General features: G+C 60.4%; 11 protein-coding genes and 1 pseudogene. 5 read left to right on the top strand and 7 right to left on the bottom strand.

Annotated features, from left to right (window positions below):
• The first annotated feature begins 23 nt into the window (after positions 1 to 23).
• The gene (locus tag BP846_RS07170) at positions 24 to 497 is read left to right on the top strand and encodes a NosD domain-containing protein (protein WP_292393860.1); all 474 of its coding nucleotides are present in this window, start codon (positions 24 to 26) and stop codon (positions 495 to 497) included.
• Between the two features lie 655 nt (positions 498 to 1,152).
• On the opposite strand, the gene speD is transcribed toward BP846_RS07170, so the two are convergent.
• The 3 genes from speD to BP846_RS07155 form a co-directional block, all read right to left on the bottom strand.
• Positions 1,153 to 1,599: an S-adenosylmethionine decarboxylase gene (speD, locus tag BP846_RS07165; RefSeq protein ID WP_292393857.1), complete on the bottom strand. Its 447-nt coding sequence runs from the start codon at positions 1,597 to 1,599 to the stop codon at positions 1,153 to 1,155.
• 551 nt (positions 1,600 to 2,150) lie between these two features.
• Complete coding sequence (locus BP846_RS07160; protein WP_292393855.1) at positions 2,151 to 2,714, bottom strand: DNA polymerase ligase N-terminal domain-containing protein; 564 nt, start codon at positions 2,712 to 2,714, stop codon at positions 2,151 to 2,153.
• 41 nt (positions 2,715 to 2,755) lie between these two features.
• A complete protein-coding gene (locus tag BP846_RS07155) occupies positions 2,756 to 5,155 on the bottom strand; it encodes an ATP-binding protein (RefSeq protein ID WP_292393853.1) in 2,400 nt (799 codons plus the stop codon).
• Between the two features lie 423 nt (positions 5,156 to 5,578).
• On the opposite strand from BP846_RS07155, the pseudogene BP846_RS07150 reads away from it, so the two are divergent.
• Positions 5,579 to 6,892, top strand: a pseudogene (locus BP846_RS07150) (PAS domain-containing sensor histidine kinase); the annotation flags it as partial.
• A 78-nt stretch (positions 6,893 to 6,970) separates the two neighbouring features.
• Here BP846_RS07150 and BP846_RS07145 read toward each other — a convergent pair.
• Together BP846_RS07145 and BP846_RS07140 are read right to left on the bottom strand one after the other, a co-directional pair.
• Positions 6,971 to 7,426 carry a DUF2124 family protein gene (locus BP846_RS07145; protein ID WP_342770816.1) on the bottom strand — a complete coding sequence of 152 codons (456 nt, stop codon included), beginning with the start codon at positions 7,424 to 7,426 and terminating at the stop codon, positions 6,971 to 6,973.
• 80 nt (positions 7,427 to 7,506) lie between these two features.
• A complete protein-coding gene (locus BP846_RS07140) occupies positions 7,507 to 7,854 on the bottom strand; it encodes a hypothetical protein (RefSeq protein WP_292393851.1) in 348 nt (115 codons plus the stop codon).
• Positions 7,855 to 8,522: 668 nt separating this feature from the next.
• On the opposite strand from BP846_RS07140, the gene BP846_RS07135 reads away from it, so the two are divergent.
• Positions 8,523 to 9,455: a phosphotransferase gene (locus tag BP846_RS07135; protein WP_292393849.1), complete on the top strand. Its 933-nt coding sequence runs from the start codon at positions 8,523 to 8,525 to the stop codon at positions 9,453 to 9,455.
• 50 nt (positions 9,456 to 9,505) lie between these two features.
• Here the strand turns inward: BP846_RS07135 and BP846_RS07130 are convergent, their stop codons facing one another.
• Positions 9,506 to 10,330, bottom strand: a complete 825-nt coding sequence (locus BP846_RS07130) for a hypothetical protein (RefSeq protein ID WP_292393847.1) — start codon at positions 10,328 to 10,330, stop codon at positions 9,506 to 9,508.
• Between the two features lie 42 nt (positions 10,331 to 10,372).
• Positions 10,373 to 10,858 carry a GTP-binding protein gene (locus BP846_RS07125; RefSeq protein WP_292393845.1) on the bottom strand — a complete coding sequence of 162 codons (486 nt, stop codon included), beginning with the start codon at positions 10,856 to 10,858 and terminating at the stop codon, positions 10,373 to 10,375.
• A gap of 292 nt (positions 10,859 to 11,150) precedes the next feature.
• Between BP846_RS07125 and BP846_RS07120 the strand changes: the two genes are divergently transcribed.
• On the top strand, positions 11,151 to 11,504 hold the full coding sequence (locus BP846_RS07120) for a hypothetical protein (protein ID WP_292393843.1): 354 nt from the start codon (positions 11,151 to 11,153) through the stop codon (positions 11,502 to 11,504).
• 108 nt (positions 11,505 to 11,612) lie between these two features.
• Positions 11,613 to 12,146, top strand: a complete 534-nt coding sequence (locus tag BP846_RS07115) for a HEAT repeat domain-containing protein (protein ID WP_292393841.1) — start codon at positions 11,613 to 11,615, stop codon at positions 12,144 to 12,146.
• Positions 12,147 to 12,257: the final 111 nt, after the last annotated feature.

Below are 12,257 nucleotides of genomic sequence, written 5' to 3'. Positions count from 1 at the left end.
GAAACTTTTAGGATGACTTCAACGTGAGGAACAATAACGTCACCGTCTGGACCATGGGCCTTACGATGTCTTCCTCTGGAAGCGTCATCGATGGCAATACGTTCACCAGCCCCGATCCCCTGGAGGGGATCGGGATAGAATTTGCTTCTGCAGTGGAAACCCTGATCGTCAACAACACGTTTGCCGATTATAAACTCGGTTTCTTCTATTCGGGAGGATCGGCGGGAAACAACTGCATCTATCTGAACAGTTTCATTGACAATTGGGACATTGAGCAGAATGGTGCAGACCGGTACAACTCTACCGAACCAGTCCCGTACACCTACAACGGTCAGACTTACTCAAGTCCGCTCGGTAACTACTGGAGCACCTACGACGGGTGGTATGCTGAGGATGCCAATGGAAATGGCATCGGCGATACGCCGTACGGATGCGACGGGTATCCCCTGATGGGACCCTGGAATAACGGGGAGATCACGTACCTCGGGGGGGAATAACTCCTCCCCTGTACGTTGACGATTCCGGGAGAACCGGCCGCTGCCCGAATTGTCGTCGGGGGTTGAGGCGCGTCCCTCCTTCTGATGTCTCTTTTCCGGATGGTGCAAAGGGAGCACTCCCGCAAACAAGACTGGAACAACCCTGTGGAGTTACACTAAAGAAGAGCATGGTGAAACAAATTCAACCTCCGCTTTTCTCGTCTACCGCCGCTTGATTTCTGGATTGTGAAGCGTCCGTGAGCGGAGTGCGGTGAATGGTGCACGTTCCTTTTGAAAAGGGGTGCAGGAGCAATATTACGTCCCGATTCGACAATCTGTGCTGCCGTCGTCCAGTTCGCCGGGAACCGATTCCTCTGGGTCTCGTGATAGGCTGGAGAGCCGGGGGTTCCCGGCGATTGAAAACGCAGAAGCAAAAGAGGGCGAATCACACCGCGAAAAATCGGTTCTTTACCCGGAAAGCCGACGTTGTAAACACCAACTTCCGGGATCAAGGCGCCCGACAACGCTTCGTTCCGATCAAGAGGATATCCGGATAACGTTGAGAAAATCGAGGGTGGGGGCCGCTCCCCCGCCATATCCCATTCACAGCGGCGGGAGATGGCAACGGCTCTCTGTGGTCATAAATTACTGGTGAAGCGCGTGCCGGGTGTTCTATTCAATCCCTGAACAATACCTGATAGGTTGCCGACTCTGCCCCAAAGAAGTTCTTGCAAAATTCTGCCGCCTTCGAAGGCTCGTATTCTTTGCAACTGAAGATATCGAGGTAGGCTGCGTTGGTCTCGTTCGCGAAGTGACCGGAGATCAGCGACGTCTCGATAAGCTGGGTCATGGAGAAACCTGCGACCCTCTCGTTCGGGCCGAAGTGTATGATCTGCGGTTCACCGAACCTCTTCATGTCGATGAGGTCACAGAGTTCGATGATGAACCGGTGAATCTTTTCCGCGTCCCTGATCGATACCGGATCGCATCCTTTCAGGTCCACACTCGTGTACAATCCCCAGCAGTCGCGTTGTCTGAACTGTGCGACGATCTCTGCGTCGCTTACTGCCTCTGCCATAACGTTGCTTGCCACAGCGTTGTTTGTCATTACCTTGCTTGCCATGATCTCACCTTCGAGATGATCTTCTGATCGATTGATCTCTGTAGTTTTCGATAGTTCAGATTTTAAACTTATCCATTGCGCTAATGGAGAATAACGGTTATTTCTCGGTTACGGCGGAGATATTGCAGCGTATCTGAAATTATAACTCATATTTTTGATTGATTTTGAAATTGGTGACTTTACATTGTTTATTTGTCGCCGAGTGTGAAAAATATAGTGTATTTTTCATACCGAGTATGAATTTTTTGAACAGGCACTTTTTCACCTGCAGACCGTCCTGAAGGGGTTCACGGGCGATCAGGGCTTGAGAAAATAATCCTTTTTCAGGTACGGTTTCCAGGTTTCTTTTCGGTGGTGAAAAACCAGTACGGCAGGATTTGAAAACTTTCACTCCCGCACCGGCCGATACCCCGGGCGAAAGGCAATCGGTCGATGACTACGGGAGTGTCCTGTCGGGCTCAAAGGCCGGGCGTATCCCCCGCATACCGCGCACCCCCGGCCCCTCCGTCCGGCACTCGCCGGGGTGCTGCGGGCGGCACCCGCCGCATGCCTCACCGGAGGTGTTTGCTCCCCGCCGCGACCTGTGCAAGCGTCCGCCCGGAGACGACCGACCGCGGCTCCGTCGCAACCGGGTCCCGTCCGGGGTCCGCCTCCGCATCGTCCTTCTTCACGAGCAGCCAGGCCTCGCTCTTCCCGGTCCGGAAGCGGGTGAGGGCATACCCGCCCCGAACCTTCTCGCCCTCGAGCCAGACGGAGATGTGACCCCGCCCGAGCGCCTCGGCGGCCCCGACCTCCCGCCCGCCTTTCTGCGTGAGGTTTCGGTAGGTCCCCCGGTCCCAGACGAGGACCGTCCCCGCCCCGTAACTCCCCGCCGGGATGACGCCCTCAAAGTCGGCGTAATCGAGCGGGTGGTCCTCTGTGGGGATGGCGAGGCGCTTCTCTTTCGGGTCGGGGGAAGGCCCTTTCGGGACCGCCCAGGACTTCAGCACGCCGTCGACTTCCAGGCGGAAGTCGTAGTGGAGCGTGGTCGCGTCGTGCTTCTGGATGACGAAAATCGGGCGGGCGAGAGCGGCCTTTGTTACACGGTCTTCGTCGGGTGTATCCGATCCTGCCATACAGGATACTCCGGCACCACCCCGGATAAGCGTTGTCCCGGTCAGGGGTTCCGGCCGGACGACGGGACAATCCTGATGTTCATCTTCTCCGAACCGATGATCAGGATACCCTCCCCCGGCTGGAAGTTGAGGAGGTCCTTCTCGCTCACCTCAAAGAATTTGGCGTTTTCCTGGGCCTGTTTCTTGTTTTCGGCCCGCATACAAAACTTCACGGCGATGTTTGCAAGGATCTCCTCGTTGAAGTGGGCGATCAATTGCGACGCGAGGATGAGTGAGACCCCGAATTTCCGCATTTCGGTGGCGTATTTGTTCAACACCGCCTTGATCGACGTCTTCGAACCGCTCTTCTGGCTCACCAGGAGTTTCGCCTCGTCGACGATCACAAAAAGCCGGAACTTTTCCCGGTCGTTCTCCGTCCCGCGCGGGATCTCGCCGGTCGCCTGGAGGGTGTAGTAGATCCGCCGGAGGAAGAGGTCCGCAAAGAGGTAGCGCAGGTTCTCCGGGAGGGCGTTTAAGTTGATGTGGGTGATCCCGCCGGAGAGGATCGTGGGGATTGAGATCTTCTCCTCCCCCGAGAAGAGTTTATAATCGAAGATGTCCTCAAGGTAGGCCGGGATCGCCTCGTCCTCGCAGGACATTATCTCGCTCTCGATGTTGTCGAAGTCGAGCACCCGCTTCCAGGTTTCGGTCTTCCCCGTAATCCCTGAGGACCGGTAGCAGTCCTTGATGATATTCTTGATCTTCCTCCGCTGCTGGATACCGAGCGTCGGGAAGTTGATGGAGATGGCGTCGACGAAGTCCGATGTGGCCCGGAGCGGGGTGATCTCGTCGATCGCAGGGTCGAGTTCCAGGGGGTTGAAGTAATACTCCCCGCCCTCGCGGATCTTGTAGGACCGGATATTCCCCGTGCTCGCGGCCATGTCCCCGTGGAAGTCGATCAGGACGACCGGCATCGCCTGTGCCGCCAGTTCCGCGGCGATGCATCGGATCGTCTCGGTCTTGCCGGCGCCCGAGCCGCCGAGGATGATCATGTGGCCGTTGTTGAGCCTTCCCGGCGACCAGTTGACCCGTCGCCCATCCTGAGCGTGGCCGAGAAAGACGTCGAGCCCTCCGGGGCGGGGAACAACTGTCGGAACATGCGACGGTTCGTCAGAACGCCGCTCCTCTGGAACGGCGTTCGAGCCCCGGAGGTGCGATTGACGATGTTCCGGAAGGACGGAACTGGAGAAGCCCGAAGGTGAGACCGACGGCGGTTCGTCGGCGTCTGATGAGGCAGGGGCGACCGGCTCATCCTCTTCTTCCTTCTCTTCTCCTTCATCGGCAAAGAGGGCGTCGTCCCATTCGTCAACCGCCTCTTTTGCCGGAGGCACGGGCGCTGCGATCGTGTCCTCTTTCGGGACAGGGGGCACCGCTTCTTTTGGGAAGGGCGACTCCACCACCGGTTCCGGTGCCGGCCGCTCGATGACGATCTTCGCGGCAACGTCGGTCATCAGCGTCCGCCCGAGGTCGCGGAGGTGTACATCGTAGAGATTACGGTCCTTGACGATGAACCGGGCGAGGTTAACCCCGTCGTCCTCGCGCACCCCTTCAAGGATGTAGATGGCATCGGTAAGCAGGGAAAGCACTCGTGAGAGTTCGCGACGGTGAGCCGGTAATGCCCGGATACGGTCGTAGTCTTCGCCGCAGGCGAGGTAACGCAGAACGGTGAACGTCGAGTAAAACGACTCGATGAGCATATCGTAGTGCTCCCGGACGCCGGGGTCGATCGTCTCGAGCATCTCCTTGAGGATGTACGCAAACTCCGGCGGGAAGGTATAGACGACACCGTCGGCCCCGCGTCCGTCGAGGTCGTAGGCGTAGGCGAGGACTGCGCACCCCGCAGCCTTGAGCCGGGCAGCGAACCGCTCGCACTCCGAAAACAGGCCGGGGGTGTTATTGAGGAGGAAACCGACGAACGTCTCTTCGGTGCGGGGGAGTGCCGATGGGAAGGTCTTGTTGACGTAGGACCCTTTCACCGTCCCTGCGAGGAGGACCGGGACGACTTCGTTGATCTCGTGAGCCAGGGCCGGGATGTCCAGCGCCCGGATCCGTGCCTCCACAAGCGGCCGGGCGATCGCTTCACCGGCGGGAGTTGCCCGGATCACCGTCGTTCCCTGCCAGGAGACGGACCTGATCAGGTCGACCTGCGCGAGGGCAAAGAGAGGCCCTGAGGTATAGGCGTAGCAACTCTGTTCGACCACGCCCTCCCCTTCTCCCCGGGACGATGCACTATTCTGGGCGATATAGATGTAGAGGAGGGTCTCGACGATGTCGCGGACCTCCTGCACCCTGAAGTCTCGCAGGGATTCGGTGACTGCGGGGGGAAATGATCTCACCAGAGCCGGGGTCTCTGTATCCGCATAGCCCATCGCTTTGAGTGCTTCGACAAGATCTGTTGACACGGGTTCACCAGTGGATGCGTTCTTGCGGCGCCGGGGCCGCTCCCGGGCAGGCACCTGCCGCGTGACGCTCGACAGTACCGCATCGCCCGACACGGGCCAGGGTGGGCAGCCGCTCCGGCGAAGCAGGCAGTGGGAATAGTTTTGCTGTGTGAACTATTAAAATAGGCTGTTTTGCATAAAATCGCCCGCATCCCGAAGAATACTCACATAGCAGAGAGACACCGCCCCCCGTCTCTGATTTCATGCCCTGCGCCCCATCTCCAATGGGACCATCTATTTTCTCCCGAAATTACCAAAAGATCTCTTTAAATCGGCAGATAACTATTATGGTTATAATTTTATATTATGTATATTATATATATCTGTAGTTGAGGTGGGCACCCCGTGACTACCCTTACCGAACAACAGCGCACGATCGTCATCATGATCCTCCTGGGGATATCGGTCTTCCTGACCTACTACTTCCACGCCGTCCTGACGCTCGGGACCGTCTTTTCACATTTCTTCTACATCCCGATCATCCTGACCGCGCTCTGGTGGGAGAAACGGAGTATATTGGTCGCTATCTTCCTCGGGGGGCTTGTCGTCGCGAGCAGCTTCCTCTACAGGCCGGACCTCCTGACCCTGAACGATTACGCACGGGTCCTGATGTTCGTTGTCATCGCCTTCGTCGTCGCCACCCTCTCCGAACAGCTCAAAGGACGGGAACGCGAGGTGAAGAAACAGAGGGACCTCGCGCAACGTTATCTGGATGTAGCAGGCGTCCTGTTTGTCGTTATCAACGCCGACCATACCATCCGGCTCATCAACCGGCACGGCTGCGAACTGCTCGGCTATCAGGAGGAGGAACTGCTCGGGAAGGACTGGTTTACGACCGTCGTTCCGGAAGCGGTCCGGGAGACGCGGCGGCAGATCTTTGACACCGCGCTCGCCGCCGGCACACCCCTGCCCGACCGGCGAGAGAGCCCGGTCATCACGCGGAACGGCGATGAGCTGGTCCTCGCGTGGCAGGACACCGTCTTTGCCGGCGACGACGGCCGGCCGGTCGCGATGATCGGTTCGGGAGCCGATATCACCGACCGGATCCGGGCGGAGGAAGCGTTGCGGGCGGCCCATAACGAGGCAAACCTCTACCTCGATATCATGGTGCACGACATTAACAACGCGAATGCCGTCGCTCTCGGTTACGCCGACCTGCTCTCCGAGCTCCTGGGAGAAAAAGAGAAGCAGATGGTTTGGAAACTTCGCAAAGGCATCAGCCGGAGCATCGAAATCATCCAGAACGTCACGACGATCCGGCGGCTGCATTCCAGCGAGACCGCGACGAGACCCGTCGACCTCGACACCGTCATCCAGGCGGAGATCGCCCACCACCCGGATGCCGGGATCGTCTATACGGGAAAGCCGGTCCAGGTCATGGCCGACGACCTCCTTCCGGAGGTCTTCTCGAACCTCATCGGCAACAGCATCAAGTTCGGGGAGCCCGGGGTCGAGGTCGCCGTCCGGGTCGAAGAGGACGATGAGACGGTCGAGGTCTCGATCGAGGATACCGGACCGGGGGTGCCAGATGAGGTCAAGCCCTCTCTCTTCACCCGGTTTATGCGGGGCACGAATGCCCGGAGCGGGAAGGGACTCGGCCTCTACATCACGAAGATGCTCATTGAGCGTTACGGCGGGAGCATCAGGGTCGATGACCGGGTGCCGGGGCATTCCGGATACGGTGCGGCGTTCCGGTTCACCCTCCGCCGCTACGACCGGCCGTGGGAGCCGCCGACATCCCCCGCTGCACCCGCGGCGGCCGGGCCGATCAGCTGGTCACCGCCAGACCCTGACCGGGTTGAGGGTGGCGTCGATGATCAGGTCAAAGTCGAATGCGTCGAGCCAGCCGGCCCTCTCAAACATCTGCATGAAGCAGATGCCCACGACCTTCGCCCCGGGATGAGCGCCGACGGTCGCCTGCAGCATCTCCTTCACGCCGGGGACACCCGGGACGCCCGGCATCGCAAGCCCGCCCATCAGGACGATCACCTTCGGGTCGACGCGGATCGCATCGCCGGAGACCTGCATCCCGACACCCGCGACCTGGCGGATCACCCTTGCCCTTTCTTCGTCCGCCTCGGGCACATAGACCTGCTCGATGGGGAGGTCCCGGACGGCAAACCCCAGGAGTTCGATAAAGGGGGTGCAGGCGCCGGGGCAGCCGTAATAGACGACCTGGTCGCCCGGGGAGAGCCCCGCCTCGCGGAGGTATGCCTTGAACGGCCGGAGCATCCCCGGGACGCCGGAGAGTTGCTCTTTTAAGTCCATAAGGTCAGGTTATCGTCGCAGCATATACCGTTTCCGGATGTGGTCTACAGCACCCCGCATCCGGAGAGGTGATAGAGCCTGCGGACCCGTTCGGCCGCCTCTTCCGATACCGCCTTCTGGATATGGATGAGGGCGGTATCGAGGTCTTCTTCCGGCATGCATCCGAGGTCTTCCCGACCGGAGAGGATCTGGTCGGTGAGGTAGCGCCAGTCTTCGTCCGAGAGGCGGCCGGCCCGTTCCGCAAAGTCTTTTTCGTCGACGGCGATGTGATTAGAGACCGGCGGGAGGATCGAGTGGAACTCGTGTCCCGCCTCCGGGCAGAGGATGCCGCTGTATTCGGGGGCCAATTTCCGCAGGATGGCGAAGTCCTTCTCGTCAAGTTTGCGCGTCATGATTCCGTTCACCCCAACCGGCCTTGCAAAAACATTCGTTTATTGCCGGCTCCGAAAGAGGGCAGGCATTTGTTTCTGCTCAAGCGCCCGTCCCTCGCCGTACGAATGGTTGCGACCGGCATGATGTCCCGGGAGAATGTGGGGGTGAGCGGTATTTATCTTGCGGGGGTGAAGGGGGTGGAGCGGGAAGACCCCACCCTTCAGGGTGGGGATGGCACGGCACAACCCAAAGGGTTGTGCCTGTCAGGAAGATGCGGAGCATCTTCCGTGAAGCGGAACCGCCCTTCCTGTAATCAATTTCGATACGATACATTCTTCTATCAATCCATCCAATAATGTTCTATCTGTGTTGCGAGAACCAAGCAACCTGATATCAGGCGCGGAACGCGCCGTTGAGCCTGTGGACCTGCCTCAATGGAGGAGGAATGAAGCAGGAAGCCGCGCCCAAAAGGCGCGGGGTAGTTCACCGTTGTGGGAAGGCGTCCGGAGAGAAAAAGCCGGACCACCTGCCCGAAGGTCTCGCACACCTCCAGACGTCATTGCTGTTCCTCAAAAGAAGCATGAGGACATCGGGGTCGACCCTGCAACAGGGGATACCTTCATTGTTCCCGGAGACTCCCGGGTCTTTCATAACGTCATGCCGGAGAGGCCGGGAGAAGAGGGGTCGGGTGAGCATCGAAAGAGCGGTCGGACGTCTGGAGGCCGGCGATGTGTTCAGGGACTGGCTGGCTGGCGTCCTTTGGGACCGGCTTCCGGAGCCGGACGACGAGGCCCGGGTCTACCGGATAGAGCCGGCGTCGCACGTCGTCTGCCGCTACGAATTTATTGATGCGGGCATCAGCGTGATCGGCAAGTTTTTCGGCGCGCCGACGGGCGCGAAGACCCGCTATGACGCGAATGCGGCGATGATGAACGAGTTTCACCTGCTCCGCAGCATAGCACGGTGGGTCCGCGTTCCCGGCGCACTCGCGACGAACAGCCGGTTTCATGCGGTCCTCGTGACCGAGTATGTTCCTGGCAGAACCCTGCGGGAACTCCTCGCGGCGGGTGAGTCCCTCTACGAACCCCTGACCGGCGTAGCGCACCTGCTCCGTCGGCTCCACGAGAGTACGCAGACCTCCTGCGACCGGGAGCGCGATTTTGCCTACTTTCACGCGTTGCTCGATCAGAACGGCCTTCCGGCACCGGGGAGAGAGAGGTTCGGCCGTCTTCTCGGGGCGTGGCGGCACAGCCCGCGGATCTGCCCCGACGCAGGCTGCGTGGTCCACGGCGACGCCACGCCCGGCAACTACCTCTTCGACGGCGGCACCTGCGCGGTCGACTTCGAGGGCTCCAGAGACCACGCGCACCCGATCCGCGACCTCGGCATTCTCGCTTCCGAGATCAAGGCCTCGCCCGGGTCCGCCCGGGCGGAGGACTATATCGGCCACCTGCTCTGGCACTACAGCAACGGCGAAGAAGAGTTCCGCCGCAATACCGCGCAGCTTCCCTTCTTCATGGCGCTCGGCTATCTCAGGATCGCACGGCTGCCCTGGCGGGCGGCAGAACGTGACTGGCTGCTCGGGGAGGCAGAGGCGTGTCTCGCCGCGGGCCCCGGGTAGCGAGAGTCCTCCATCGATATCCCGATACGATAGAGGCCCTGCAGGCGCTTTTACGCCATCTGCGCCCGGATGTGCTGCACCGTCTCCGGATACCGCTTTCCAAGCCGGCCCTCTTTGAGGTTTTCCTGGATAATCCACCGGATATCTGCGTCATCGAGAGTCGCAAGCTGCCGCAGGTACTCAAAGCCGATCCCGGGGAGGGCGGCGATGACCGGACTGAGTGTGTAGCCGAGCGCTTCCCGAAGCGCTCTGAATGCCTCGGACTCCCTCTCCTTTGCCATATATACGCGGATCAGAGTCTTGCGGTGGAACCGGAACGCGGCCTCCGCGAAGTCCGGCTCGGCCAGCAGGTCCGGTTCGGCAACCCCGGTGATCACGGCCCGCATGGCAGGCCAGGACCCCCCTTCCACCCAGTCCTCCAGTCCCGGGACTGTCGTCTCCCGCTGGAGGGAGAGGAGGTCCCGGATCGCCATTGCCGCCGCCTCCCGGACCCGCCGCCGCGGGTCGACCGCCGCCTCCGCAAGGTGCGCGAGCGCCGCCTCAACGCATTCCGGTGAGAGGGACCCGATCGCTCCGATGCCCCGGACACCGCAGAACGGAAGGAACTCGTGGGGGTCGTCTGTCGGCGCATCTTCCGGGGAGATGCAGGATAACTCGACGCAGAGGGTCCACAGGACCTGGTTATCGTCGGCGTCGGCACCTGCGAACTCCCGCACGGTCTCGCTGAACGCTCCTGCAAGTTCCAGGTTTGCCCGGGGCCCCGGCAGGTTGCTCCCCGCGACAAGGTAGGTGAGAAGATCCTCGGCATTCCCGCCTGTAAGGAAACTCGAGAGGAGCCGGGCAATCTCCCTGATATAAGACTCTTTGCGGGTCATTGTCTGCAGAGATCAATGACTCACAGGCAGTAAAAATGATCGCTACCCGGCGACCAGGGTTGCAACAAAGGCATCAAGTGCCGCGTAGACGTTCTCGCCGTTCCGCGCAGAGATAGGGTGCACCGTCTCTCCGGGAAGGTCCCGGCGGACGGCTTCGGGCACCGCGCCCGGGCAGTCGCACTTGTTCGCCATGAACACGAGCGGCACGTTGAGCGCTTTGAGGTAACTGTAGAGGTGCTGCGTCATCGCGTCTACCCCGGTGGTGGCGTCAACGACGATGATCGCGCCGTCCATTCCCCGCGAGAGGATCTGCCGGACGAACTCGAACCGCTCCTGCCCCGGCGTCCCGAAGAGGTAAACCGCCTTATCCCTCACCTGTAACCTGCCGAAATCGAATGCCACCGTCGTGGGACCCTCGTTTGAGGTCGCTTCGATGTGGCGGCTCCGGGGATCGAGAGCCTGGATGAAACTGGACTTTCCTGCATTGAACGACCCGAATACGACGATCTTGAGCCTGTCTTCTGCCATCACCCTTGTATCTGCACGGAGGCGTTTTAGGGTTTCGTTATGATAACGCCGTAATGAGGGTAAAGACGCCTCCGGACCACTCTTTCGCGAATTGTTTTTCCCATGAACACGATGAGCGAAATAATCACTCGACAGCGCCGTGACTCCACAGAGCACCGCTACGTGATTGTCCGCACCTCTTCCGGTCGTCCTCCCGGCGCTCTCCCGACCGTCGTCACTCAAAACCTTTCGGGTCTCTCAAACTCCGGTTATTGCTGAAAAAAGATATACTGCTAACCCCAAAGTACCGGGTATGGGGTCGGAGGAGACGGACGTCGTCGCACAGGAAGTCATGACCGCCCTGGATACTCTCTTCCTTGCAGAGAGGCGGGCAAAACTCCAGGTTGCTGCTCTTGAAGAGCGGCAGTATCCTCTCGCCGCGACGTTCGGGATGGTCCGGGAGATGGAGGCCGAGAGCGCCATCGAAGAAGCTCTCGCCGGATTTGGTTTCGAGTATTACACCGTCGGCGACGATGCCGAACTCTGGATCTCGGACGAGCACGGGCTGATGGTCTTCCTCTCCTTCACCACCACGGACGGGCGGTATTACAACTACAGGATCGTCGCGTTCGACGTCATCGGCGAGGACAGGGAAGAGGATGCATGACGTTCAGGCGGCGGGGCACTCCGTCGCCCGCCGTGCGCATATCGTGCCGGGTGCTTATATACCGTAAACGACATCTGGTCTGCAGCAGAAAGTAGTGGTGGGATCACAATGGAACGTTCGATAAAACGCCTCATGGAAGATCGAGAGAAGCGATGTGAGGAGAATCTCGGCAAATACATCGAGCAGCTCGGGCACGAGAGCACTCCCTACCGGTTACGGGCGGTCGAGGCGCTGGGGAATTGTGCCGATGCGCGGGCGGTCGAGCCGCTGATCTCCGCCCTCTCCGACAGCGAGAACGAGGTTCGCTGGGTCGCGGCGCAGGCGCTCGGGAAACTCCGCGACGTGCGTGCAGTCGACCCGCTGCTCCCCCTTCTCGCCGACGCGGACCGATGGGCGCGGCGCGGCGCCGCCTGGTCGCTCGGCGAGCTCGGCGACCCTCGCGCGGTCGACCCGCTCCTCCCCCTCCTTGCAGACAGGAAAAAAGACGTCAGGCTGACCGCCGCCGATGCGCTCGGCAAACTGCGTGATCCCCGGGCGATCTCCGCCCTCTCCGCCGCTATCGAGGGCGAGGAGGAGCCCGAAGTCCGGACGGCGATCCGCCGTGCACTCCGCGAGATAACCGGCGAGGCGATGGTTCTTTGACCGGAGGAAACGGGCGGGAGAGGCTCTTTCGCTACTACCCGGAAGATTTCGGTGCGCTCCCCGTGAAGGTCGTCCACATGGACCTCACCTTCGACGTCTACGACGGCCACA

The sequence above is a fragment of the Methanoculleus sp. UBA303 genome (genome assembly GCA_002501655.1).
GTDB lineage: Archaea > Halobacteriota > Methanomicrobia > Methanomicrobiales > Methanoculleaceae > Methanoculleus.
The sequence above is the reverse complement of the archived record's forward strand: the minus strand, read 5'-3'. Positions and strand labels throughout refer to the sequence as shown.

What these genes read in the sequence shown, in the direction of transcription:
- BP846_RS07160 (WP_292393855.1), bottom strand. Translation starts at nt 2,714, where the DNA reads ATGGCAGGATCGGATACACCCGACGAAGACCGTGTAACAAAGGCCGCT.
- BP846_RS07130 (WP_292393847.1), bottom strand. Translation starts at nt 10,330, where the DNA reads ATGACCCGCAAAGAGTCTTATATCAGGGAGATTGCCCGGCTCCTCTCG.
- BP846_RS07120 (WP_292393843.1), top strand. Translation starts at nt 11,151, where the DNA reads ATGGGGTCGGAGGAGACGGACGTCGTCGCACAGGAAGTCATGACCGCC.
- BP846_RS07140 (WP_292393851.1), bottom strand. Translation starts at nt 7,854, where the DNA reads ATGACGCGCAAACTTGACGAGAAGGACTTCGCCATCCTGCGGAAATTG.
- BP846_RS07145 (WP_342770816.1), bottom strand. Translation starts at nt 7,426, where the DNA reads ATGCTCCGGCCGTTCAAGGCATACCTCCGCGAGGCGGGGCTCTCCCCG.
- BP846_RS07115 (WP_292393841.1), top strand. Translation starts at nt 11,613, where the DNA reads ATGGAACGTTCGATAAAACGCCTCATGGAAGATCGAGAGAAGCGATGT.
- speD (WP_292393857.1), bottom strand. Translation starts at nt 1,599, where the DNA reads ATGGCAAGCAAGGTAATGACAAACAACGCTGTGGCAAGCAACGTTATG.
- BP846_RS07125 (WP_292393845.1), bottom strand. Translation starts at nt 10,858, where the DNA reads ATGGCAGAAGACAGGCTCAAGATCGTCGTATTCGGGTCGTTCAATGCA.